A 24,385-nucleotide genomic window follows, 5' to 3' on the forward strand; every position below is an offset into this window, starting at 1 on the left:
CGGGAGGCCAGGCCCGAGCGGGAGGCCGGGCCCGAGCGGAAGGCCGGGCCCGAGCGGAAGGCCGGGCCCGAGCGGGAGGCCGGGGCGGCCCGACCGGGGGTCGGGGACGGCGGCGCGTCGTGCGGGGCGGACGGCACGGCGCCCACCCGCCGCCCCGGGCGGTGACGCGCGTGGCATCCGGCCGGAAAGGGCCGGTCCCTGGTGTGCTGGGCGGATGACCAGACCTCTCCTCCCCCTCACGGCCCGCTCGCGCGAGGAGGCCCACCGGGCCGCCACGCCCCTGGAGCTCTTCTTCGACCTGTGCTTCGTCGTCGCCGTCGCCCAGGCCGGTGCCGAGCTCGTGCACGCGGTCGCCGGGGGACACGCGGGCTCGGGCATCGCGAACTACGCGATGGTCTTCTTCGCGATCTGGTGGGCCTGGATGAACTTCTCCTGGTTCGCCTCCGCGTACGACAACGACGACGTCCTCTACCGGGTCGTCACCCTCGTGCAGATCGCCGGCGTCCTGATCCTCGCCGCCGGCGTCTCGCGGGCCTTCGAGGAGCACGACTTCCTCGTCGTCTACCTCGGCTACCTCGTGATGCGGCTCGCCCTCGCCTTCCAGTGGACGCGCGCCGCGCACCACGCGACCGACCCGGCCGAGCGGACGATGTGCCACCGGTACGCGGGCGGGGTGCTGCTCTGCCAGGTCGGCTGGCTCGGACTGCTCCTCGCGCCCGAGCCGGCGCGCGCGTGGGTCTTCCTCGTCATGGCGCTGGCCGAACTGTCGGTGCCCCTGTACGCGGAGCGGGACGCCCCCAGCGCCTGGCACGCGCACCACATCGCCGAGCGGTACGGCCTGTTCACCATCATCGTGCTGGGCGAGACCGTCGCCGCCGCGACCGTCGCCGTGAAGTCCGGCGTCGTCGAGAACGACGCCCTGGACGAGCTGCTGCCGATCGCCGCCGGCGGCCTGCTGCTCGTCTTCGCCGCCTGGTGGATCTACTTCGTGGTGCCCGCCCACGACCGGCTGACCTCCAGCCGCCAGGCCTTCCTGTGGGGGTACGGGCACTACGTGATCCTCATGTCGGCCGCCGCCATCGGGGCGGGCCTGGAGATCGCCGTCGAGCAGGCCGTGGGCGAGGCGCACGTCTCCACCCTCTCCGCCTCGGCCGCCGTGACGATCCCCTCGGCCCTCTTCCTGCTCCTGGTGTGGCTGCTGCACGCCCGCTACTTCAAGGTCGGCACCGCCCAGCAGCTCGTCCTGCCGGTCGCGGCGCTCGCGATCCTGATGTGCTCCTTCGCGGGCCGCTGGGCCGTCCTCGCGGCCGGTCTCGTCGCGGCGGCGGCCGTCGCGACCGGGGTGACCCTGAGCGCCCGGAACCCGGTGACGCGGGGCGCCGGGGCATGAACACCGGGCGGGGGCCCGTGGTAGTCAGGAGGCATGACGGAGCCCGGAAAGACGACGGACGGCCAGGACGGGATCACCGGCGCACGGGACGGGATCACCGATGTGAGCGGGCTGCGCGTGGGGCACGCGCGCGTGGCGGGGCCCGGGGCGCTGAGCGGCACGACGGTGGTGCTCGCGCCGGAGGGCGGCGTGACGGCCGCCGTGGACGTGCGGGGCGGGGGCCCGGGCACGCGGGAGACGGACGCCCTGGACCCGAGGAACGTGGTGCGGCGGATCGACGCGGTCGTCCTGACCGGCGGCAGCGCGTACGGCCTCGACTCCGCCTCCGGCGTCATGGCCTGGCTGGCGGAGCGGCACCGGGGCGTCCGGGTCGGCCCCGACCCGTCCCACGTGGTGCCGGTGGTGCCCGCCGCGTGCGTCTTCGACCTGGGCCGGGGCGGTGACTTCGGCGCCCGGCCGGACGCGGCGACGGGCCGGGCGGCGGCCGGGGCGGCCCACGCGAGCGGTGACCGCGCGCGCGTGGCGACGGGCGCGGTCGGTGCGGGCACCGGGGCCGTGGTCGGCGGCCTGCGGGGCGGCGTCGGGACGGCGAGCGCGGTCCTGGAGTCGGGGATCACGGTCGGGGCGCTGGTGGTGGTGAACGCGGTGGGCTCGGCCGTGGACCCGACGACGGGCGTCCCGTACGGCGCCTGCTTCGAGGACGGCCGGACCGCCTTCCCCGACCCGGAGGTGCACGGGGCGGCGCTGCGGCGGCTCGCGCGGGCGCGGGCGGCGGCCGCCCCGCCCCCGCTGAACACCACGCTCGCCGTGGTCGCGACGGACGCGGCGCTGACCCGCGCGCAGGCGCGCAAGGTGGCGGGCACGGCGCACGACGGCATCGCGCGCGCCGTGCGGCCGGTGCACCTGATGAACGACGGGGACACGGTCTTCGCCCTCGCCACCGGCGCCGTGGAGCTGCCGGAGGAGCCGGGGCCGCTCGCCCTGAACGAGATCCTGGCGGCGGGCGCGGACCTGGTGACCCGGGCGATCGTCCGCGCGCTGCTCGCGGCCCCCGGCGGCCTGCGCGGCCCGGGCGGGGACTTCCCCTCGTACCGTGAGCTGTACGGGCCGCAGGCGGAGGCGTACTCCCGGTAATGGAAGGGGAGTTGGGGGAGGGCGGCGGGAACTTCCCCCGCGCGCCCTTCGTTTTGCCGGAACACCGGACACGATGTCAGACCCAGGGACTACGTTAAGCAAGCATCAAGTGACATGCGGCGACGGCCTGGAGATCCCCTTGAACGATCCGCAGGATCACCCCGATCCGTACGAGACGACCGAGGCGCACGTCGAGCGGCTCCTCGGTCGGGCGCTCAACTCCTTCGACCTGCCCGACTCGACCGTCGAGCGCCTCTCCACGGCGCTCGCCCACTCCAGCGCGCTGCACTCCTCGCACCACAGCGCGTCGCTGCACCGCACGACCCACCGCCACGCCTATCTGCTCGCCGACGGCGGCGTCCTCAGCCTGTGGGAGCTGGTGCACAACGCCGGCCGGGACGGCGCCGAGCAGCACGAGCTGTACGCGGAGGAGGCGGAGGCCCGGCTCGCCGCCTCCCGCCTGCCCTCCGGGCCGCCGACGCACCGGTCCGCCGAGCGCGTCCTCGACGAGGACGACGACTTCGAGCTGCTGAGCGCCCTGTTCGCCCGCCCGATACCCGCCCAGCCCCGGACGTACGTGCCGGACAACTCCGCCGACCACGCGCGCCGCGTCCTGCGCCGCGCGGAGAACGCGGACCGGCCGGGCGAGGCGACGGCCCGCCGCCTGCGGTCGGCCTTCGCGCACCACATCACGCAGGCCTTCGGACGCCGGTGCCCCGTGGAGGGCGGCCGGGACGCCGGATTCACCCTCTACGAGCACCAGTTCCTGCTGCTCGACGGCAGCGAGGTCAGCCTCTGGGAGGTCGAGCACACGGCGACCCCCGACGGGCGCCACATGTGCGAGGTGTACGAGGACGAGGACACGGCCCGCAGGGCGATGGAGTCCCGCGCCCGGGTGCGCTGAGCCCCCGTCCGCACCCCGCGCACGCCGGAGGGCCCTCGCCCCGGGAGACCGTCCCGGGGCGAGGGCCCTCCGGCGGGGCCGCGCTCAGTGGGTGAGCGCCGGCTCCTTGCCGACCCCGGCCTCCGGGGCGGTCTCGGCGTCGCCGCCGCCCTCCAGGTGCTGCTTCGGCTTCGCGGGCAGCGCGAACATCACCAGGAAGATCACGGCGAGCACGCCCGCGACCCAGCCCAGGGAGTTCTGGAAGGCGTCCGTGAACGCCGCGCCCGTCTCCGCCGGGGCCTTCCTGAGGCGCTCGTCGTCGATCATGCCGAAGAAGACGACCGACACCAGGCCGAGGCCGAGCGCGTTGCCCATCTGCGTGGTCGTGTTGATGAGGCCCGAGGCCGAACCGGCGTGCTCGCGCGGCACCTCGGAGAGGACCGCGTCCGTCAGCGGGGCCACGATCAGGCCCATGCCGAGGCCCATGACGACCAGCGGCGGGATCATCTGCCAGGACGCGATCCCCGTCCCGTACCGGCCCGCCTCGAAGAGGTAGAGCAGGACGCCCGCCGTCATCGTCAGGGCGCCCGCCTGGAGCACCTTGCGGCCGAAGCGCGGCACCAGCTTCTGCACCGAGAGGCCGGCGGCCACCGAGACCGCGATCGAGAACGGCACCCCGGTGAGGCCCGCGCGCAGCGGGGTCCAGCCGAGCCCGATCTGCATGTAGAGCGTCCAGACCAGGAAGAAGATGCCCATCACGACGCCGAAGGTGAGCTGGACCGCGATGCCGGCCGCGAAGCTCTTCACCCTGAACAGCGACAGCTCGACGAGCGGCGAACCGTCCTTGCGGGCCTTGTACCTCTCGTACGCGACGAGGACGCCGAAGACGGGCAGGCTGCCGGCCATCATCAGGTGGCCCCACAGCGGCCAGTCCAGCTCGCGCCCGCGCGTCAGCGGGTAGATCAGCATGAGCAGCGCGGTCGTCACCAGGAGCACGCCGACCAGGTCGAGGCGGAGCGCCTTCGGCGCCTTGGACTCGGTGATGAACCTCCGGCCCAGGATCAGGCCCGCGATGCCGACCGGCAGGTTGATGAGGAAGATCGGACGCCACTCCAGGCCCGCGATGTTCCACTGGGTGAGCAGCGCGCCGAGCAGCGGCCCGGAGACCGCGCCCAGGCCGACGATCGCGCCGAACAGGCCGAAGACCTTGCCGCGCTCGTGCGCCGGGAAGGTGGCGTGGACGATCGACAGGACCTGCGGCACCATCATCGCGGCCGCCACGCCCTGGAGGAGGCGGGAGGCGATCAGCATCTCCTGGTTGGCCGCGAAACCGCAGAGCGCCGAGGCGAGCGTGAAGCCGGCGGTGCCGAGGAGGAAGAGCCGCTTGCGGCCGTAGATGTCGCCGAGGCGCCCGCCGGTGATCAGACCGGCGGCGAACGCGAGCGCGTACCCGGCGGTGATCCACTGGATGGCCCCGATGGTGGCGCCGAGGTCCCGCTCGATGCTGGGGATCGCGATGTTGACGATCGTGGCGTCGACCAGGTCCATGAAGGCGGCGGTCATGACGATGGCGAGGGCGATCCAGCGCCGCTTGTCGCCGGAGTCGGTGCCGGGCCCGGCCGGGTTCGCCGCGTCCGTGACGGCGTCGTGTGAACTCATACGAAGAAAGATAGGAGTCATATAGGTCAGGTCGTGTCCTAGATCGGCCGCATCCTGGACGGCATGACGGACACTCCGGCACGACTCCTGCATCTGCTCTCGCTCCTCCAGACCCCGCGCGAGTGGCCCGGAAGCGAGCTCGCCGAACGCCTCTCGGTCTCTCCGCGCACCATCCGCCGGGACGTGGACCGGCTCCGCGACCTCGGCTATCCGGTCGAGGCGACCCTGGGCGCGGTGGGCGGCTACCGCCTCGTCGCCGGCACGGCCATGCCGCCGCTGCTCCTCGACGACGAGGAGGCCGTCGCCATCGCCGTCGGCCTGCGCGCCGGGGCCGGGCACGCCATCGAGGGCGTCGAGGAGGCCTCCGTACGGGCCCTGGCCAAGCTGGAGCAGGTGCTGCCCGCCCGGCTCCGGCACCGGGTCTCCACCCTCCAGAACGCGACGATCCCGCTGACCAGGGGCGACGGCGCCACGGTCGCGCCCGCCACCCTGACCGCGCTCGCGGGCACGGTCACCGGCCGGGAGAAGCTGCGCTTCGGCTACCGGGCGGGCGACGGCGCCGAGACGAAACGCCTGGTCGAGCCCTACCGGCTGGTCTCCACCGGGTACCGCTGGTACCTCGTCGCGTACGACCTGGGGCGCGAGGACTGGCGCACCTTCCGGGTCGACCGGGTGAGCGACCCGCTGGCCACCGGGGCCCGCTTCACCCCGCGCGAGCTGCCGGCGGGCGACGCGGCGCAGATGCTCAACCGCTCGATGGCCCGGTCGCAGCCGGAGCTGGACCTGGACGTCTCCTTCGAGGCCCCGGCCGACTTCGTGACGGCCCGCCTCCCGTCCCATCTGGTCCCCGCCGCGACGGGCCCGGCCGCCTGCCGGCTGCGCGCCCGCGCCGCCGACTCGGTCGAGTGGCTGGCGCTCCGCCTGGCCCTGGTCGACGCCCCCTTCACGATCCACGGCCCGGAGCCGCTGCGGGCGTACGTCGAGAACCTGGCGGGCCGTCTGACGGCGTCGGTCCCGGCGCGGGGGTAGGAACGCGGCCGGGGCCCGGGGACGGTGACCGTCCCCGGGCCCCGGGCGGGTGCGGCGGGCCGCCGGACAGGTCCTAGGCCACCGCGTCGAAGCCCGTGTCGCGGGCCATCTTCTTCAGCTCCAGGAGCGCGTGCTTCTCGATCTGGCGGATCCGCTCGCGGGTGAGGCCGTGCTCCTTGCCGACCTCGGTCAGCGTCCGCTCGCGCCCGTCCTCGATGCCGTACCGCATGCGGATGATCGAGGCCGTCCGGTGGTCCAGCTTGTCGATGAGGTCGTCCAGCTCCTCGCTGCGCAGCAGCGTGAGCACCGACTGCTCCGGCGAGACCGCCGAGGTGTCTTCGAGGAGGTCGCCGAACTGGGTCTCGCCCTCGTCGTCCACCGACATGTTCAGCGAGACGGGGTCCCGCGCCCAGTCCATGACGTCGACGATCCGCTCCGGCGTCGAGCCGAGCTCGGCGGCGATCTCCGCGGGCTCGGGCTCGCGCCCGTGCTCCCGGTTGAACTCGCGCTGCACGCGCCGGATCCGGCCGAGCTCCTCCACCAGGTGGACGGGGAGCCGGATGGTGCGGGACTGGTCGGCGATGGAGCGGGTGATGGCCTGCCGGATCCACCACGTGGCGTACGTGGAGAACTTGAAGCCCTTCGCGTAGTCGAACTTCTCGACCGCGCGCACCAGGCCCGCGTTCCCCTCCTGGATCAGGTCGAGCAGGGGGAGCCCGCTGCGCGGATAGCGCCGGGCGACGGCCACCACGAGCCGCAGGTTGGACTTGATGAAGAGGTCCTTGGCACGCTCGCCCTCGGCGACCAGCGCCTCGAGCTCCTCGCGGGACGCGCCGCCCGCCTCGCTGTCCACCTCTTCGTCGAGGATCTGCCGGGCGTACACCCCGGCCTCGATGGTCTGGGAGAGCTCGACCTCCTTGGCGGCGTCGAGCAGGGGCGTGCGCGCGATCTCGTCGAGGTACATGCCGACCAGGTCGCGGTCGGCGATCTCCCCGCCCACGGCGCGAACGCTGCTTGCCCGGCCGGCCCCGCTCCGGGCGGAGGTCTGACGGCGGGCGACGGCACGGGTTGCCATGCGTGCTCCCTTGCTGAGTAGGTCACGACACCCTTTCGGGTGCCCTGCATCCGACGGAAACAACGACTGGAATCAGGACAGAATTCCCACCCGGCACATGGATTCTCGCGATCATGCAGTATCCTGCGCGGCCTCCGCCCCTGCGGGCATGCCGCCGATACCCACGGAGGCGCAGGTCAGACCGGGCACGGAGGGTGGTGCGGCGCCCCTCGCGGGAGCCCTCGACCACACGGTCGGTGAGACCGCGATCACAGCGGCACCGTCCCTTCAGACGCGGGACGGGGAGGAGCGGTTGCCTGCGCGGGGGCGGGGCGGGGAGCGGGAGAGCGGGGGGACCTAGGTCCCGGCGACCCCCCGTCCTAGGTCCCCGGCCCGTTCCGGCGCGCTCCTCCCCCGGCCTACCGTCGGCCCATGACCGACACCACCGGCGTCCTGGACGAGGCCCTCGCACGGCTCCACGCCAGCGGACCCGAGCGCGGGGGCTGGCTGAGCAACCACGCCCCGATGGCCGTCGAGGCGCTGGTCCGCCACGGGCAGGCCGCCACCGTGCACCGCTGGCTGGACCACTACGCGGACAAGCTGGAGGAACTGCCGCCCGCGTGCGCCCCCGTCACGGCGGACGGCTGGCGCGGGGCGCTCGGCGACCCGGCCCGGATCACGGACTGGACCCGCTTCTTCGCCCGGGAGCTGGCGGAGCGCCCCTGGCGGGCGGTCCTCGCCGCGTGGTGGCCCCGGCTGCTCCCGGGGATCGCCGCCGGGGCGACGCACCCGGTGATCCGCACGGGCCACGCCGTACGGACCCTGCTCGCGTCCCCCGGGGGCGCGACGGACCCGCGGCTGGCCGAGCTGGCGCACGCCCTCGGCTACTGGGCGGCCCGCCACCAGCCGCTCCCGCCGCTCGCCCCGCTGGCCGCCGCGCCGACGGCGGCGGCCGCGCTGGACGCCGTGCCCCTGGTTCCGGAGCGGGGCGGCGGGATCCGGCACCGGCTGGCGCAGCTCACGGCCCTCCCCGTGTGGGGGGCGGCGCCGGACCCGGAGGCGGCGAGGGCGCGGCTGGCGGAGCTGGTGGCGGCGGCGACGCACCGGTACGCGACCCACGGGCACGGCGAGCCGACCATGCTGGTGCACGCGGCGACCGCGCCGAACGCGGTCCTGCGCGCCCTGCCCGCGCTCCCCCGCGAGCTGTGGGCGCCGAGCCTGTCGTCGGCCTGGGCGGCGTCGGCCGCGGTGACCGCCGCGTACGCCCCGGCGGAGCCCGCCCCGTACGCGAAGGCGCCGGGGACGACCCCGGAGGAGGTCTTCGAGCGGGCGGCGGCGCACGGCGACGACCACACGATCAAGTTCACGGACACGGCGCTCGACGTGGGCGGTCCGCTCGCGCTCGCCGCCGCCGTCCGCTCGGTCGAGCTGAACGCGCCCGTCTTCCGGTGAGGCCGCCCGAGCGTTCGCCCGGACGGCACGGGGCGCCGGAACCGGCGGTCCCGTCCGAGCCCCTATCCGAACTGCACCGACCGCTTGGCGAGGCCCATCCAGAAGCCGTCGATCACCGACCGCTCCGTGTCGAGGTCCCCGGCCGCGTCCGCCGCGCCCAGGGTGACGAAGAGGGGGGCGAAGTGCTCGGTGCGGGGGTGGGCGAGGCGTCCGGCGGGCGACGTGTGCTCGAAGTCGAGGAGCGCGTCGACGTCCCGCGCGGCGAGGGCCTCGTGGCCCCAGGCGTCGAACTCGGCGGACCAGCCGGGCACCCCGCCCCCGGGGTGCCGGAGCGCGGCCAGGTTGTGGGTGAAGAAGCCGCTGCCCACGATCAGGACGCCCTCGTCGCGCAGCGGGGCGAGCCGGCGTCCGACGTCCATGAGCCGGCGCGGGTCGAGGGTGGGCAGGGAGATCTGGAGCACGGGGACGTCGGCCTCCGGGAACATCTCGACGAGCGGCACGTACGCGCCGTGGTCGAGTCCCCGGTCGGGGACGTCCTGCACGGGCGTGCCGGGCGCGCGGAGCAGCTTGCGGACGCTCTCGGCGAGCGCGGGCGCGCCGGGCGCCGCGTACGCGACCCGGTAGTAGTGCTCGGGGAAGCCCCAGAAGTCGTACACGAGGGGAACGGTCTCGGTGGCGCCGAGCGCGAGCGGGGCCTCCTCCCAGTGCGCGGAGACCACCAGGATCGCCTTCGGGCGCGGCAGCCCGGCGGACCAGGCGGCCAGTTCGCCGGGCCAGACGGGGTCGTCGGCGAGCGGCGGGGCGCCGTGGGACAGGTAGAGGGCGGGCATCCGCTCCGGTCCGGCGGGCATCCGTTCCGACGCGGCGTGCGCGCGTTCCGGCGTGACCTGCATGGCGTCCACCTCGACCTTCCGTCCTTCTTGAAACTTCAAGCTTCTCGTTCCGCACCCTAGCCCGATTTAGTTCAACATTCAAGAATGAGTCGTACGATGGGACCCATGGGAGACATGACCGAACCCCGCTGGCTCACCGACGAGGAGCACCACGTCTGGCGCGCCTACCTCCACGCCACCACGCTCCTGGAGGACCACCTCGACCGCCAGTTGCAGCGCGACGCCGGGATGCCGCACATCTACTACGGCCTGCTCGTCCAGCTCTCCCAGGCACCCCGCCGCCGCATGCGGATGACCGAACTGGCCAAGGACGCCAAGATCACCCGCTCCCGGCTCTCCCACGCCGTGGCCCGGCTGGAGAAGAACGGCTGGGTGCGGCGCGAGAACTGCCCCTCCGACAAGCGCGGCCAGTTCGCCCGGCTCACGGACGAGGGCATGGAGGTCCTGCGGAAGAACGCGCCCGGCCACGTGGCCGCCGTGCGCCAGGCCCTGTTCGACCGGCTCTCGGCGGACCAGGTGAAGCAGCTCGGCGAGATCATGCGGCTGATGGCGGAGGGCCTCGAACCGGCGGACCCGGACGCGGACCTGCCCTGGCTCCGCTGAGTACACGCGTACGCGGGGCCGGGGCAGGGGCGGCGGGTTCCGGCGGTCAGTGCGCGACGACCGGGATCCTCACCTCGTCGTCCGCGTCCGCGCCGGACCCGGCGACCACGCCGCTCCCCGGCCTGCCGGTGGTGATGAGCGCGAAGGCGATCGCGGCCGAGACGGCCAGGATGCCGACCGCCCACCAGATGGCCGCCGCGTACCCCTCGACCATGCCCTGGAGCTGGAGCAGCTTCTGGGCGGCCGGGGTGGTGGCGCCGGCCGCGCGGTCGGCCAGGTAGGCGGTGGTGGCCGAGGCGGCGATCGTGTTCAGCAGGGCGGTGCCGATGGCGCCGCCGACCTGCTGCGAGGTGTTGACCATCGCGGAGGCCACGCCGGCGTCCCGCGGGTCCACGCCGAGCGTCGCGAGCGACATCGCCGGCATGAACGCCGTGCCCATGCCCAGGCCGAGCAGCAGCTGCGCGGGCAGGATCAGACCGGCGTACGAGGTGCCGATCTCCAGCTGGGTGAGGAGCAGCATGCCGACGGCGGCGGTCAGGAAGCCCGGGGCCATCAGCAGGCGCGGCGGGACGCGGGTCATCAGGCGGGTGCCGATCTGGGTCGAGCCCACGATCATGCCCGCGATCATCGGCAGGAACGCGAAGCCCGTCCTGACCGGCGAGTACCCCTTCACGATCTGGAGGTAGTACGTCAGGAAGAGGAACAGGCCGAACATCGCGATGACGGCGAGGCCGAGCGACAGGTAGACGCCGCCGCGGTTGCGGTCGGTCAGGACGCGCAGCGGGAGCAGCGGGGACTTCACGCGCGCCTCGGTGAGCACGAAGGCCAGGAGCAGCACGGCGGAGCCGACGAAGAGGCCGACGGTGCCGGCGTCGCCCCAGCCCTCGGACTCGGCGCGGGTGAAGCCGTACACGAGGGCGACCAGGCCCAGGGTGGACAGGATGACGCCGGGGACGTCGAGCGGGGAGCGGTTGCGGCCGCCCGCCGGCTCGCGGACGACGAGGTACGCGCCGGCGGCGGCGACCACGGCGAACGGGATGTTGACGAAGAAGGTCCAGCGCCAGTTCAGGTACTCGGTGAGGAAGCCGCCGAGGATCAGGCCCACGGCGCCGCCGCCGCCCGCGATCGCGCCGTAGATGCCGAAGGCCTTGGCGCGCTCCCTGGCGTCGGTGAAGGTCACGGCGAGCAGTGAGAGCGCGGCGGGCGCGAGCAGCGCGCCGAAGGCGCCCTGGAGCGCGCGGGCGCCGAGCATCGTGGCCTCGCCGGTCGCGGCCCCGCCGAGGGCGGAGGCGGCGGCGAAGCCGGCCAGGCCGACGATGAAGGTGCGCTTGCGGCCCCACAGGTCGGCGATCCGGCCGCCGAAGAGGAGCAGTCCGCCGAAGGCGAGGGCGTAGGCGGTGATGACCCACTGCCGGTTGCCGTCCGTGATCCCCAGGTCCTGCTGGGCGGAGGGCAGCGCGATGTTCACGATCGTCGCGTCGAGGACGACCATCAGCTGGGCGAGGGCGATGAAGACGAGTGCCTTCCAGCGCCCGGGGTCGGGCGCGAGCGCGGCGCTCACGGGGTTGCCGGCGATTTTGGACATGGGTGGGGCCACCTCTTGGTGCGTACTGGTGAAAAAGGGACGTGAGGAAGGGGTGGGCGCTCGCGGGGAGGGCGCCTTGCCGATGGGCCTACGGAAGGGTCACGACGGGCAGGAGTCGCGTCTCAGGTCCTCCAGGGTGGCGGCCGTCCCGGGCAGCTCGGAGCGCGCGGGCGCCTCCAGGCCGTCGAGGAACAGCTGCAGATGGCGGCGTACGAACGGGGCGAAGGCGGCGCAGGCGGTGCCCGGCAGCGGACGGGTGAGCTGGGAGACCGCCACCATCAGGTCGCCGACGCCGACGTCGGCGCGGAGCCGCCCGGCCCGCTGCGCCCGGTCGACGATCCTCTGGACGACCTCTTCGAGGCGGTCGCGCTCGGCCACCAGGTCGGGGTGGTCCTGGTCGAAGGCGCCGTCGAGCATCGGGCAGAGTGCGCCGACGCGTTCGTCGGCGGCGCCGAGGGTGAAGCGCCGCAGGGCCTCGAAGGTGTCGTCCTCCTCCTCGGCGGCCCGTTCGGCGAGCTCGGTGACGCGGGCCATGAGGGAGAGGACGACCTCGCGGACGAGGTCGGCGCGCTCGGGGAAGTTCCGGTAGAGCGTCGCGTTCCCGACGCCGGCCCGGCGCGCGATCTCGTCGTACGGCACCTGGGAGCCGAACTCGACGAACATCTCGCGGGCCGCCGTCACGATCCGCTCGCGGTTGCGCAGGGCGTCGGCCCGCGGCCGGGGTGCGCGGCGGGCGGGCGCGGCGGTGTCGGCGTTGCCGGTCACGTCGGTCCTCCTCGGAATCACGGTCGTCGTCGTGGGCCGCCGGGCCGCCGGGTCGCAGCCGCTCCGACGGGTCGAGCACGTCCACGGAGGGCCGTGTCCGGGGTCCGCACCCCGGAGGGGTCCGTACCCGGGGTCCGGTCCGGTCCGGGGATCCGGTCCGAGCCGGGGATCCGGTCCGAGCCGGGGATCCGCATCCGAAGGGATCCGCATCCGGGGAAAGGCTCCCCACTTCTCTCGACACAGGCGTAAACGGGGACGGCCTCCCCGGTTATTTCCGGCCACTCCTGTGACCCCGGTCACACAATCCTCGTTTCACGGAATACCCACGATCGGGCCACCCGGCGCGCGCGCCCGGACCGCCCGCCACAGGCTGATCGCACAGCGCGGATCCCACCCGCACGCGGAAAGGGACCCGCCCGCCGACCTGCCCCCACCGGAGAGGCGACGTATGCAGCACCCCCGCCGACGGATATGCAGACCCGTCGCCCTGGCGGCGACCACGACGCTCTCCCTCACCCTGCTCGCCTCCGCGAGCGCCACGCTCCCCCGGCCCGTTCCGGCCTCGGCCGGCCCCGTCGCCGCCGCGCCGAACAACGCCCAGCTGGCGCCGTGCCGCATCGCCACGACGATGGGCGTGCAGATGTCGGAGGGACTGCCCACGGCCCCCGGGTACGTGCGCTCCACGGGCCTCGTCAGGGCCCTCAACCTGATGGTCGACTTCCCGGACGCCGTCGGCGACGGCACGGCGATGGGCCGCTTCCGCGAGTTCTTCCCGCAGACCGCCGACTGGTTCCGCGTCAGCTCGTACGGCCGGCTGCACTACCGCGCCGAGGCCCCGATCCCCGACTGGCTGCGGATGCCCCGGGCGTTCTCCGCGTACGGGATCGAGCGCGGCTCCCCGTACGAGCCGGGCTACCGCTCCCTCGTCGAGGACATCGTGAAGGCGGCCGACCAGCGCGTGGACTTCAGCGCGTACGACCTGGTCAACGTCCTGGTGACGCCGAACGCCGGCCCCTCGGCCCTCGACACCGTCCTGTCCGTGACCTTCTCCGGCAACGACGACGCCCCGTACGCCGACGGCGTGCCGCTCGCCAACACGTCCTTCGTCTACAGCCGCCAGGACGACGGCTCCGGCAGCTTCGCGGAGACCGGCTACCGGGTCCTGCCGCACGAGAACGGGCACGTCTTCGGCCTGCCCGACCTCTACACCGCCGACGGCGGCGGCTCCGTCGGGCACTGGGACATCATGTCCGAGGACTGGGGGGCCAACAACGACCTGCTCGGCTGGCACAAGTGGAAGCTGGGCTGGCTCGACAACGAGCAGGTCGGCTGCGCCTCGGGCACCGGCACCACCGAGTACGACCTCACCCCGCTCGCGGAGCCCGGCGGCCCCAAGCTCGCCTTCGTCCCGCTCTCCGGCACCTCCGGGTACGCGATCGAGGTCCGCGACCAGGGCGGCAACGACGAGGCCGTGTGCGAGCGGGGCGTCCTCGTCTACCGGGTCGAGTCCGACGTCGACACCGGCCACGGCCCGGTGACCGTCGCCGACAGCGAGCGGGCGAGCGGCGGCTGCACGCGCCGCGCCAACGTCCACGCGGAGCTGTCGGACGCGCCGTACGGTCCGGGCGAGAGCTTCACGGACCGCGCGAACGGCATCCGGATCACGGTCCTGGACGAGGACCGGGACGGCGTCTACCGGGTCCGCGTCACCCGCGACTGAACGCCTCCCCGCTTCCGAACAACCCCCTCAGCTCCCGCTTGAGGACCTTCCCGCCCGGATTCCGGGGCAGCTCCTCCTCCCGCACGAGGACGCGGGCTGGCACCTTGAAGGCGGCGAGACGCCCGCCGACGTGCGCCCGGAGCGCCTCCGCGTCCGGCGCGGCCCCGGGGCGCCGCCGCACGACCGCCACGACCTCCTCGCCGAGGAGCGGATGGGGGACGCCGAGGACGGCGGCGTCGAGGACGTCCGGGTGCGCGTGCAGGGCGGCCTCGACCTCGACGCAGTACACGTTCTCGCCGCCCCGGACCACCATGTCGGTGAGCCGGTCGACGATCGAGACCCGCCCGTCCGCGTCGACCCGGGCGAGGTCGCCGGTCCGGAACCAGCCGTCGGCGGTGAAGGCGGCGCGGGTGGCCTCCTCGTCGCCCCAGTACCCCCGGACCAGGGACTGCCCGCGCAGCCACAGCTCCCCCACGCCCTCCGCGTCGGGCCGGTCGATCCGCACCTCGGTGACGGGCGAGGGCCGGCCGGCGCTGCCGGGGTGGGCGCGGTACTCGGCGCCGAAGTTCGCCAGGACCCCGCCGCAGGTCTCGGTGAGCCCGTAGCCGTTGCGGGGCTCGACGCGCTCCCCGTACGCCTCGGTGAGCCCGGCGACGATCCCGGGCGGGGCGGGGGCGCCCCCCGTGCTGAGCAGGGTGAGGCTCTCCAGCGGGTCGCCGTCGCTCCGGGCGCGTTCGAGGAGCTGGAGCGCGGTGGTGGGCACCCCGGCGTAGTGGGTGACGCGGTGCTCCCGGATCAGCCGGAGGGCCTCCCCCGCGTCCCACCTCCGCAGGGTCACGAGGGTCCCGCCGGCCGCGATCACGCCGTAGAAGGAGGTGAAGGCGGCGACGTGGAAGAAGGGGAACGTGGTCAGCGACACGGGCGCCGGGCCGGTCCCGGGGACGTCCCCGCGCGCGAGGGCCGCGGCGGCGGCGAAGTACCGGGGGTTCATGGCGGCCCCGGCCTGCGCGAGGTGGGTGGCGACGGCCCCCTTGGGGCGGCCGGTGGTGCCGGAGGTGTAGACGACGGTCGCGTCGTGCTCGGGCAGCACGTCGACGGGCGGCGGCCCGAGGTGCGGGTCGCGGTCGGGCACGTACGCGTCGAACCCCTCCCCGCCCTCCCCCCGGAAGACGATCCCGGGCACGCGGTTGCGCACGGCCCACCCGCGCACACGCCCGGCCCGCTCCCCGTCGACGAGCAGCGCGCGGGGCGCGCAGTCGTCGAGCGCGTACGCGAACTCGCCCTCGGTCCACCAGGCGTTGAGCGGTACGGCGACGAGCCCGGCGAGCTGGGCGGCCCAGAAGGCGACCTGCCACTCGGGCAGGTTCCGCATGGCGACGACGACCCGGTCGCCGGGCACGAGCCCGTACTCCCCGAGGAGCCGCCGGGCGAGCCCGCAGGCCTCGTCGAAGAACTCCCGGTAGGTCGTCCGGGCGCCCTCGTGCACGAGGAACACCCGGTCCCCGTAGCCCCAGGTCGCCTCCACGAACTCCCGCAGGGTCCGCGGCCCGTGCGCGTACGCCCCGTCCTCGACGGCGAAGGGCGCCCCACCGGCCGTCAGCCTCCCGACCCCACCGGCCACCGGGCCACCTCCACGCACTCGCTCGACCGGACCGCCGGCGCCGGACGGCCCCGGCCCGGGAGGTCAGACGCTAGGCGGCGGCGGTTCGGGAGGTCAACCGGGGGCGACGGCCGGGACTCGGCCGCCGGGACGGGGCCCGTCCGGGAGGTCGGGGCCCGTCCCGGGAACCAGACGCCGCAGGGCAGCACGGGGAGCTTCGCGGCGACCGGTGGCTCTTCGGCCGTGAACTCCACGGCCGCGAGTGCGATGGCGTCCGTGGTGCGCCTCCCCTTCCGTCGGCGGTGGCCTCTCCTCGGCGTCCCGTCTTCCGCGGGTCACGCGCGGGCGGACGGGACGTCCAGCACGACACCGGGCGGGACGAGGTCGGTCACGTACCGCCGGAGGAACTCCTCCTCGTCCCCGTCCTCCGCCAGGAGGACCAACGGGCCGCCCGGCCAGACCGGCCGCCCTCCGGTCCAGGCGACGGCGAAGGCGGGTTCCTCCGGGAGGCTCCGCATCTCCAGGGTCCCTTCCGGGGGCAGGGAGGCCGCCGCCGGCACCGTGTCCATGACCGCCACCGGCCGCTCCGCCCCCGGGTCGAAGAGGACCAGGAGGAACGTCGTGTCCTCGGGCTCCTCGCCGGACGGCGGGAGGAGGAGGTAGTCGAAGTCCCGCCCCCGCCCGTGCCGTGCCGCGCGCAGCAGCCGGCGCAGGACCCGCCCGGTGGAGACCGCGCACCACACCAGGCGGACGAGCGCCACGACCACGACCGCGCCGCTCGCCCACAGGCCGCGGCCGAGACCGGGGTCGCCCGCGATCCGGGCGGCGGACGGCCTGTCGACGGCGTACTCGACCTCGACGGTCTCCCCCTCGGCCGGGGCGGAGCCCCCGTACTCGACGTCCGTCACGACCCGGCGGCCGTCCGGCGCGTCGAAGCGGACCTCCACCGCGCCGGGCAGCAGCCAGGGCTCCAGCGGGAACTCCTCGTGGAGGTACTGGACCGTGGCGGTCGCCCGCTCCGTGCGGCCCGTGGCCTGCTGGTAGGCCGTCCCCCACCACCATCCCGACCACAGCGCGACGACGGCGAGGGCGACCAGGGAGCCCCAGGAGACGCCCGACGCGAGGACGATGCGGCGCAGCACGGGCGAACGCCACCAGGGTCCGGTGGCGGGGTCGGGCTCGGGGCGGAGCTCCCTGCCGCCGCATCCGAGGGCCTCCCTCTCGTGGAGCAGCCGGGCCACGGCGGCGAGCCGGGGCCGGTCGAGCACGTCGCCGGTGCCGGCCGCGCCCACGACCGCGGCTCCGCCTTCGTCCCGGCCCGGGGGAACGGTCGTGGGGGCGAGGGGCCGGGACCGGCGCGCCCGGCGGGAGCGCAGGACGGCCCCCAGGAGGGCGGCGCCGAGGACGACGGCGGTGAGGATCCCGAGGGCGACCGGGGTGAAGTCCCGGTCGAACGCCTCGCCGCGCAGGGGCCACGGCAGGGCGCTGATCTCCAGGGCGTCCCCGCGGGACGCCCCGGCGCAGTCGACCTCGGCGGTGTGCCGGCTCCCGTCCCACGGATCGGCCCAGGCGACCGCGCAGCCGTAGTCGGTGACGGCGGTGACCTCGGCGCGCACCGGCTGCCCGAACACGTGCGCCAGCGCCAGCAGGCCCAGGCCGGCCAGGCCGAGCGCTCCGGCGGCCCAGCTCCACCAGGGCACCACCGTCCGGCGCGCCGGACGGCCCGGTGCGGACCCGCCGCCGCGCCGCAGGTGCTTCCGGAGCAACCGCAGCCGGCGCGCGCCGGTCCAGGACGCGGCGAGGACGCCCGCCGCCCCGGCGAGGCCGAGGGCGGCGGCGCCGAAGGCCGTCAGGTGGAGGGCGTCCAGGTCGGCCGCGTCGCCGCGCGCCGGCCAGGGCCGGGCGCTGATCCGCAGCGGGTCCCCGGCCTTCTCCCCCTCGTAGCAGTCCACGCGCGCGTGGCGGGTGAGGGACGGGTCCCAGGGGTCCTGCCAGACCACCCGGCACATGCCGTCCCGCGCGCCGGTCACCTCGGCGGTGACCTCGCGCCCCAGGCCGAAGGTGTGGACGCAGACGACCCCCAGGACGAACGCGCCGCCGAGCAGGAGGGCGGCGAGGGAGGGCACGCGGACGCGATGCCACCGAGCCACCCGGAGCCCGTCGCCCCTCCCGGTGCCGTCCCGGCCGGCCAGGGCCTCGGTGACGACCTCGACGGCCGGCCGGTCGACGGTGATCGTGAGGGCGTCCCCGGTGCCCGGGACCTCGTACACCACGGCGCCGCGGCGCGCGAACGACCGCCGCCGGAGCCCGCCCGTCCCGAGCGGCACGACGTCCTTGACGCGCCCGCCCCGGGGGACCGCGAGGACGGCGAGGTCCTCGGAGACGAAGTGGGCCGGGAGACCGGCCCCGCCGGGCAGCCAGAGGTCCCCCCGCACGGCCGGGGCGTCGCCGTCCGACCGCCAGGACACCTCGGCCGGAACTCCGACGGCCCGCCCGCCGAGAACGGCCCGCCGAAGGGCCCGGGTCCGCACCGCCGCCCGGAGAACCGGCAACCCTCCGGCGAGGAGGCCGCACACCAGCACGAGAAGGAAGTTCACGAGGACACTCTCGACCGACGGAGAGGACGCGAACAGGGCGGCCCCCGGCAGGATCACCCACCCGAACCTGCACGCCCCCGGCAGCCCACCCCCACCGGAAACCCCAGGTGACACCCCTTCCTCCCCGCGCCCGCACGAACGGGGGCGACCTCCACGACCCCCATCCGCTACGCTGTCAGCGGTCGGTCGACCTCCGGGCCAAGCCCGGGAGGCACGACGGATCCCCGCCTTCGTAGCTCAGGGGATAGAGCACCGCTCTCCTAAAGCGGGTGTCGCAGGTTCGAATCCTGCCGGGGGCACCGGTTCAGAAGGGGCCCACCTCCGGATTTCCGGAGGTGGGCCCCTTCCGATGTCCGCGGTCTCCGCGGTGATCTCCGAGGCCGGTGCCGAGGCCCGGTGGCCGGGGGCGCGGTGTGGTGCGACGGCCGTCAAGTCCTCGTCGGCCCGGGAACGGCAGCCCGCCCGGTCTTCCGCGTGACCGGCCCGGACGGCATCGCCTCCGCGCGACCGGCCCGGGCGCCGGCGCCTCAGGCCGTCTCCGGCCCCTCCCCCGTCAGTTGCTCCGAGAGCTCCCGTTCGCTCTCCTCCGAGAGGGAGGTCTTCAGGACGGTGCCGCCGAAGGGCTCCATCGCGGCGGCGAAGCGGTCCTCCGTGATCTTGGAGGCCATGATCACGACGGCGGCCGAACCGGGGGCGAGGAGGTCGCTGACCTTCTGGCGGAAGCTGCGGTCGACGCCCATCTGGTTCAGCTTGCCGATCAGGCCGCCGAGGGCCGCGCCCACCACCCCGATGCCGGGGGTCAGGACAATCATGCCGAAGACCAGGCCCCAGAGCGCCCCGGCCGTGGCCGAGAGGGCGATCTCCTCGGTCTTCGCCGGGGTGTCCACGTGGGTCTCGCCGTCCTGGTCGACCCGGACGACGGCCAGGCCCTTCAGTTCGACGACGTGGTCGTCGCGGAGCTGCTGGACCGCCTTGAAGGCCTTGCGGGCCACGGCGTGGTCGTCGTAGCCGATGACGATGAGCTCGGACATGCGGGTCTCCTCCGTACGGGGGGGCGGTGGCGGCTCAGTACCTCTGGGCCTTGGTGAGCCTCGGCGTCAGCACCGGTTCGGCCGGCTGCCTGCTGATGACCAGGGGCTGTTCCCGCTCGCCCGGCGCGAGGTCCTCGGCGCCGACGAACTGCGTCTCGACCACCTTCCCCGACGGGTCGAGGAAGTCGACCTGGGCCGCGTAGGACGCCTCCCCGTCCGTCTTGTTGGTGATGGTGACGACCACGGTGAGCAGGTTGTTCGTGTCGGCCCTCGGCTTGCCCGTCATCGAGACCTCGTTCAGGGCGTTCCCCCGGCCCTGCACGCCCTTGAGCGCGTTCTCCGCCTGCTTGCGGGAGCGTTCCGTCTCGGCGCCGACCGACGACGCCCGTTCGGACTCCCGCGCGGACGCCGAGGCCGCCGCGGACGAGGCCGACTCGCGCGCGGCGGAGGCCGCCGACTCCGCCGCCGAGGCGAGGGCGGAGGGGGCGCCGCCGGAGAACGAGGCCGTGTCGGGGGCCGTGGGGGCGTCGCTGAACGCCGGGGCGCCCCCCTCGTCGCCGCCCGAGTCGCAGGAGACGAGGCCGGCCGCGCCGAGCGCGGTGACGACGACGGCGACGGCGGCGCCCGCCGCCCGGTTGCGGAGCCGCCTTCCGGCGGCGGTGCGGGACGGTGGTGTGGTGTTCATGAGGCCTCCGGGGGTCAGTAGCGCAGTACGGCGGCGACGCGGGCGGCGTCGGCCAGGGAGTCGTCCCGCACGAACCGCACCTCCGCCCCGGTCTCCAGGGCCTGTTCGACGATCTCGTCCACGATGTCGTCGCGGGCGTCGAGGTCGGAGGCCTCCGCCGGTTCCAGGTGGTCGCCGTGCTCGCGCACGACCGTCCGGTAGTGCTCCTCGACGGCGAGCAGGTGGATCCGGCCCTCCTTCGCCGCCCGCCACACCTCGTCGAGGCCGCCGGCGTACTCCCGCCGGCCCCGGGCCGCGTCCAGTTCGGCCAGGACGGTGGTCGTCAGGGCCGCCTCGTGGGCGGCGATCATCGGCTCCACCGCCTTCCGGACGGCCTCCGCGGGCCCGTGTCCCAGGCCGCCCTGCCGGACCGGGGTCGTGCCCTGCGGCAGGGCCCCGGTCTCCTCCAGGAGGGAGACGGCGGGCGCCTCGCCGACCACGTACAGCGGACGCGGCTCGGAGGCGAGGACGGCCCGCAGCGCCTGGTGCGCGTCGCGGAAGAAGGCGCGCGTGTCCTCGTCCTGGAAGGTGCTCGGCACGTCCCCGACGCGCTCCTCGCGCTCCACGTCCTGGGGCTCCAGGCTCCGCGCGAACGGGAAGCCGTCCCCCGTGTGCTCGACGGTCCGCTCCGGCCCGCCGCTCCACAGCGAGACCCGGTCGGCGGCCACGGTCAGCGCCCAGTACGGGCGTTCGGCGGCCTGCGCGGCGACGAGGTTGCGGGTGAGGAAGGTGTCCGCGAGGACCACCCGCTCCGGCACCTCCCGGGCCACCGTCCACACCTGGTGCTCGCCGGGCGCCACGAAGACCACCAGGCCGTCCTCCGCGTGCACGAGGTCGATCTCGGCGGCGGCCCGCTCCAGCTGGTCGAGGACGTCCGCGCGCCGCTCCCGCGTCACGGCCGGGTCCTCCTCCAGGGCCTTCTCGGCCCGCGCGAGGAGGTTGCGCAGCCGTACGGGGTCCTGGGAGCTGTCCGGTTCGCGGCGGTGCGTCGGCATCACGAGCGACACGGCGGGGTACGGGCGGGGCCGGCGCAGCTTGGCGAGCGCGTCGGCGCTGAGCGCGGGGTGCATGGGAGGGCCTTTCGGGTGGGGGTGGGGAGGCGGGGACCGGCGCGCGTACGGGACGGGCCTCGGGCCCGTGTCCGCCGCGGCGGGGGCGGGCCGGGCCTCGCGGGTCCAAGGGGTCTGCCCGAGGGGTCTGTGGGGGGCTACGGGGTCATGGGGTCGGCGGTGGCGACGGGGTCATGAGGCCTACGGAGCCGCCGTGGGGGCGTGGACGGGACCCGGGCCGTCCGGCGGGTCCGTGAGCCGGCCCGTGAGCTGTTCGGACAGGTCCCGCTCGTCCTCGTCGCTGAGCGAGGTCTTCAGGAGCGTGCCGCCGTGCGGCCGCATCGCCACCGTGAACTTGTCGTCCGTGATCTTCGAGGCCATGATCACGACCGCCGCCGAGCCCGGCTTCAGCAGATCGCCGACCTGCTCGCGGAAGCGGTCGTCGACGCCCGACTTGGCGAGCCTGCCGACCAGGCCGCCCAGGGCCGCGCCCGTCACGAGGCCGACGCCGGGCAGCAGGAACAGGATTCCGAAGATCGCTCCCCACAGGGCGCCCGTGGCGGCGGTGGAGGCGACGACGCGGCTGGAGGTGTCGACGTGGGTGCGGCCCTCGGCGTCGACCGAGACCGTCGCGAGCCCGTTCAGGCGCACGACGTGGTCCCGTTGCAGGTCCTGCACCGTGCCGAGGGCCCGCTCGGCCTCGGCGGGGCCGTCGTAGCCGATGACGATGAGCTCGGACATCCCTGTCCACCTCCAGAAGGCACCGTGCGGGGAGCCACGGTCCACGCACCGACATCCTTGTCCGGGATGTCCGTTTCCGCGACTCGGTGGAGGCGGTCGGGGGTCTTGTGGAGGTGCCGGCGGAGGTGCCTGGAGAGGCACCTGTGGAGGTGGCCGAAAGGAGACCTGGGGACGTCTTGTCGCTCGGGCCGGATCGGGCCGGATCAGGCACCGGGCACCGGACACCGGGCACCGGACACCGGACACCGCGAGCCCGGCGTGATCGGCGAGACGCCCCCTACGCGCGGCTCAGCGCAGCTCCTCCGGACAGGCCGTGCCCCGGGAGAAGTTGTACGGGGAGCCCAGGCGGTAGACGCCCGCCTTCGGCGCGACCAGCTCGGTCCACTCGTCGCCCTGCGCGTCCGCCTCCGTCCGGAAGAGGCAGCCCTCCTCGTTGGCGAAGACCTTGGGGAGCTCGGTCTCCGACTCCTCTCGGGCCGCCTTCGACTCCTCGGTCTCCTGCGGCGGCGCGATCTTGCCGCCGTTCTCGTCCATGAGGGCGAGCCACGGCGAGTACGGCACGCGGATGAGGACCCGGCCGGGGCTGCCGACCCGGATCACGACCTCGTTGGCCGCCACGCTCTCGACCCGGGCGGGCGGCTCCGCCAGCGGGGTCGGGTCCGCGACCTCGTACAGGCGCCAGTTCTCGTCCGACCAGACCTGCTCCAGGTACGGCAGGCCCTCGTCGACCAGCTCCGCCTCCCGCTCGGCGCCGGAATCGGGGGCGCCGGTCGGCAGGACCACGAAGTGGACGGCCCAGCGGTCGAGCCAGTCCTGGTAGTTCACGGCGTTGAGGGTGTCGTCGTAGAAGAGCGGGTTGCGCTCCATGTCGGCCTGCCGGTTCCAGCCCCGCGCCAGGTTGATGTACGGGCTGAGCGCGGAGGACTCGCGGTGGCTGGAGGCCGGCACGACCTCGACGCGCGCCTTGCCCGCGCCCCGCACCTGGAGCTGGTTGACCAGCGGCGCCAGCTCGCGCGCCCAGGAGGCGTCCGGGGCGGTGCGGATGACGTCGTCGACGCCCTTGAAGCCGATCCAGAAGTTCAGCCCCGCGAAGGCGAGCAGCAGCGCGTACCAGCGGCGCGAGCGCGGCGCGGTGTACGGCAGGGCGGCGAGCAGCGCGACCCCGGCGAAGAGCATCGGGAGCCGCGAGATGTTCGAGCCGATCTGGGAATCGATCGCCCAGGTCAGGAAGGTGCCCACCGTGTACACGGCGGCGGCGGTGCGGACCGTCCGCCAGTCCTTCGGCACCAGGAGGAGGATCAGGATCCCGAAGATCATCGGCAGCGCGGCCGAGCCGAAGGCCATCGGCTGCGTGCCCGAGAAGGGGAAGAGCCAGGAGGAGAGGGCGACCACGGCCACCGGGGCGAGGCCGAGGGCGTACGCGCCGGGGCGCCGCTTGTTGAGGAAGAGCGCCGCCGCCGCCACCCCGAGGAAGAGCCCGGCGACCGGGCTGCACGCGGTCGCGAGCCCGGCGAGCGGGGCGGCGACCACCGCCTTGGCCCAGCGCTTGCGGCGCCAGCGGTGCGGCCAGCAGAAGACGGCGGCGACCGCGCCGAGCGCGAACATCATGCCGAGGCCGAAGGTCACCCGGCCCGACAGGGCGTTGCAGAGGAAGGCGAAGACGCCCGCGACCGCGCAGGCCATCGGATTGCGGACCGCCCGCACCCGCACCAGGATCAGCGCGGTCAGCGCGGCCGACAGGGTCCCGGCGATCATCATCGTGGTGCGGACGCCGAGCAGCGACATCAGGTACGGCGAGACGACGCTGTACGAGACCGGGTGCATCCCGCCGTACCAGGCGAGGTTGTACGCGGAGTCCGGGTGCCGTCCGACGAACTCGGCCCACGCGTCCTGCGCGGCCAGGTCCCCGCCGCTGTTCGCGAAGAGGAAGAACCAGAGGATGTGGGTGAGGGCGGCGAGCCCGGTGGCCACCAGGACGGTGTGACGGCGCTTCTGCCGCCGCCGGGCCGGAACGATCGCCTCCGGGGCGGGTCGCTGCGCCGGAAGCGGTATTCGCGAGAGCGAAGGGGTGGCGGGTCCGGCGGCGGCTCCGAGGAGGGCGTCACCGGCCGGGCCGGGGCCGGTGCGGGGGCCGGCGGTGCCGGGCTCCGCGCCCGTCGAGGCCGCCGGGGACGAGCCCGTGGGGGGCCCGGAGGGCGACTCGGAGGCGACGGCGGAACCGGAGGGAGTGGGGAGCGGATCGGAGAGCGGATCGGGCGGGGAGGAGTCCGCGCGGTCGGCGCGTGTCGGCTCGGCGGTGGTCACTGCGGCCCTTTCCCGTACGTCCCGTCTCGCTCCGCGCGGGGGTCCACGCGCGCTTCTCGTCCCCCGGAAACGCTAACAGCAGGACGCCCCGGAGAACCGGGGCGTCCGGCCGTGCGGTGCTTCCCGGCCACCCGCCGTCGTTCCGCACGATCGTTCCGCGCCGCCGTTCCCG

General features: G+C 74.7%; 19 protein-coding genes and 1 tRNA gene. 8 read left to right on the forward strand and 12 right to left on the reverse strand.

The window, feature by feature from the left end; translation table 11 throughout:
- Positions 1–214: 214 nt before the first annotated feature.
- The 3 genes from ACIQKA_RS20870 to ACIQKA_RS20880 all read left to right on the forward strand — a co-directional run bounded on the left by ACIQKA_RS20870 (position 215) and on the right by ACIQKA_RS20880 (position 3,428).
- Positions 215–1,390, forward strand: coding sequence for a low temperature requirement protein A (locus tag ACIQKA_RS20870; RefSeq protein ID WP_383156222.1), 1,176 nt, complete (start codon positions 215–217; stop codon positions 1,388–1,390).
- Between the two features lie 33 nt (positions 1,391–1,423).
- Positions 1,424–2,524, forward strand: a complete 1,101-nt coding sequence (locus tag ACIQKA_RS20875; protein WP_383443318.1) for a P1 family peptidase — start codon at positions 1,424–1,426, stop codon at positions 2,522–2,524.
- Positions 2,525–2,663: 139 nt separating this feature from the next.
- Positions 2,664–3,428: a DUF6227 family protein gene (locus ACIQKA_RS20880; RefSeq protein WP_383436618.1), complete on the forward strand. Its 765-nt coding sequence runs from the start codon at positions 2,664–2,666 to the stop codon at positions 3,426–3,428.
- A gap of 84 nt (positions 3,429–3,512) precedes the next feature.
- On the opposite strand, the gene ACIQKA_RS20885 is transcribed toward ACIQKA_RS20880, so the two are convergent.
- Complete coding sequence (locus ACIQKA_RS20885; RefSeq protein ID WP_391095771.1) at positions 3,513–5,066, reverse strand: DHA2 family efflux MFS transporter permease subunit; 1,554 nt, start codon at positions 5,064–5,066, stop codon at positions 3,513–3,515.
- A gap of 63 nt (positions 5,067–5,129) precedes the next feature.
- On the opposite strand from ACIQKA_RS20885, the gene ACIQKA_RS20890 reads away from it, so the two are divergent.
- Positions 5,130–6,095 (forward strand): helix-turn-helix transcriptional regulator, encoded by a 966-nt coding sequence (locus tag ACIQKA_RS20890; protein WP_383155116.1) that lies wholly within the window; start codon positions 5,130–5,132, stop codon positions 6,093–6,095.
- A gap of 73 nt (positions 6,096–6,168) precedes the next feature.
- Here ACIQKA_RS20890 and ACIQKA_RS20895 read toward each other — a convergent pair whose 3' ends face one another.
- The gene (locus ACIQKA_RS20895) at positions 6,169–7,170 is read right to left on the reverse strand and encodes an RNA polymerase sigma factor RpoD/SigA (RefSeq protein WP_383155118.1); all 1,002 of its coding nucleotides are present in this window, start codon (positions 7,168–7,170) and stop codon (positions 6,169–6,171) included.
- 411 nt (positions 7,171–7,581) lie between these two features.
- Here ACIQKA_RS20895 and ACIQKA_RS20900 point away from each other — a divergent pair, with 411 nt between their 5' ends.
- Positions 7,582–8,601, forward strand: coding sequence for a questin oxidase family protein (locus tag ACIQKA_RS20900; protein WP_402541915.1), 1,020 nt, complete (start codon positions 7,582–7,584; stop codon positions 8,599–8,601).
- 62 nt (positions 8,602–8,663) lie between these two features.
- On the opposite strand, the gene ACIQKA_RS20905 is transcribed toward ACIQKA_RS20900, so the two are convergent.
- On the reverse strand, positions 8,664–9,452 hold the full coding sequence (locus ACIQKA_RS20905; RefSeq protein WP_383155193.1) for a dioxygenase: 789 nt from the start codon (positions 9,450–9,452) through the stop codon (positions 8,664–8,666).
- A gap of 138 nt (positions 9,453–9,590) precedes the next feature.
- On the opposite strand from ACIQKA_RS20905, the gene ACIQKA_RS20910 reads away from it, so the two are divergent.
- Positions 9,591–10,097 carry a MarR family winged helix-turn-helix transcriptional regulator gene (locus tag ACIQKA_RS20910; RefSeq protein ID WP_402541917.1) on the forward strand — a complete coding sequence of 169 codons (507 nt, stop codon included), beginning with the start codon at positions 9,591–9,593 and terminating at the stop codon, positions 10,095–10,097.
- A 46-nt stretch (positions 10,098–10,143) separates the two neighbouring features.
- On the opposite strand, the gene ACIQKA_RS20915 is transcribed toward ACIQKA_RS20910, so the two are convergent.
- Complete coding sequence (locus tag ACIQKA_RS20915; RefSeq protein WP_383443307.1) at positions 10,144–11,682, reverse strand: MFS transporter; 1,539 nt, start codon at positions 11,680–11,682, stop codon at positions 10,144–10,146.
- Between the two features lie 99 nt (positions 11,683–11,781).
- Positions 11,782–12,447 (reverse strand): TetR/AcrR family transcriptional regulator, encoded by a 666-nt coding sequence (locus ACIQKA_RS20920; protein WP_402541920.1) that lies wholly within the window; start codon positions 12,445–12,447, stop codon positions 11,782–11,784.
- Positions 12,448–12,895: 448 nt separating this feature from the next.
- Here ACIQKA_RS20920 and ACIQKA_RS20925 point away from each other — a divergent pair, with 448 nt between their 5' ends.
- Positions 12,896–14,167 carry a M6 family metalloprotease domain-containing protein gene (locus ACIQKA_RS20925; protein WP_391095762.1) on the forward strand — a complete coding sequence of 424 codons (1,272 nt, stop codon included), beginning with the start codon at positions 12,896–12,898 and terminating at the stop codon, positions 14,165–14,167.
- Here ACIQKA_RS20925 and ACIQKA_RS20930 read toward each other — a convergent pair.
- Positions 14,154–15,788, reverse strand: a complete 1,635-nt coding sequence (locus tag ACIQKA_RS20930; protein ID WP_383155133.1) for a class I adenylate-forming enzyme family protein — start codon at positions 15,786–15,788, stop codon at positions 14,154–14,156. The genes ACIQKA_RS20925 and ACIQKA_RS20930 overlap by 14 nt on opposite strands.
- A 314-nt stretch (positions 15,789–16,102) precedes the next feature.
- Positions 16,103–18,364, reverse strand: a complete 2,262-nt coding sequence (locus ACIQKA_RS20935; RefSeq protein WP_402541922.1) for a hypothetical protein — start codon at positions 18,362–18,364, stop codon at positions 16,103–16,105.
- A 226-nt stretch (positions 18,365–18,590) separates the two neighbouring features.
- Between ACIQKA_RS20935 and ACIQKA_RS20940 the strand changes: the two genes are divergently transcribed.
- Positions 18,591–18,663, forward strand: a tRNA-Arg gene (locus tag ACIQKA_RS20940).
- Positions 18,664–18,891: 228 nt separating this feature from the next.
- On the opposite strand, the gene ACIQKA_RS20945 is transcribed toward ACIQKA_RS20940, so the two are convergent.
- The 5 genes from ACIQKA_RS20945 to ACIQKA_RS20965 all read right to left on the reverse strand — a co-directional run bounded on the left by ACIQKA_RS20945 (position 18,892) and on the right by ACIQKA_RS20965 (position 24,213).
- Complete coding sequence (locus ACIQKA_RS20945) at positions 18,892–19,395, reverse strand: DUF1269 domain-containing protein (RefSeq protein ID WP_402541924.1); 504 nt, start codon at positions 19,393–19,395, stop codon at positions 18,892–18,894.
- A 34-nt stretch (positions 19,396–19,429) separates the two neighbouring features.
- Positions 19,430–20,080 (reverse strand): hypothetical protein, encoded by a 651-nt coding sequence (locus tag ACIQKA_RS20950; RefSeq protein ID WP_390110196.1) that lies wholly within the window; start codon positions 20,078–20,080, stop codon positions 19,430–19,432.
- A gap of 14 nt (positions 20,081–20,094) precedes the next feature.
- On the reverse strand, positions 20,095–21,189 hold the full coding sequence (locus tag ACIQKA_RS20955; RefSeq protein WP_383430898.1) for a chemotaxis protein: 1,095 nt from the start codon (positions 21,187–21,189) through the stop codon (positions 20,095–20,097).
- Positions 21,190–21,369: 180 nt separating this feature from the next.
- Positions 21,370–21,909, reverse strand: a complete 540-nt coding sequence (locus tag ACIQKA_RS20960; protein WP_383155146.1) for a DUF1269 domain-containing protein — start codon at positions 21,907–21,909, stop codon at positions 21,370–21,372.
- Between the two features lie 288 nt (positions 21,910–22,197).
- Positions 22,198–24,213 (reverse strand): MFS transporter, encoded by a 2,016-nt coding sequence (locus tag ACIQKA_RS20965; RefSeq protein ID WP_402541926.1) that lies wholly within the window; start codon positions 24,211–24,213, stop codon positions 22,198–22,200.
- Positions 24,214–24,385: the final 172 nt, after the last annotated feature.

This window comes from Streptomyces sp. NPDC092045 (assembly GCF_044756005.1).
GTDB lineage: Bacteria > Actinomycetota > Actinomycetes > Streptomycetales > Streptomycetaceae > Streptomyces.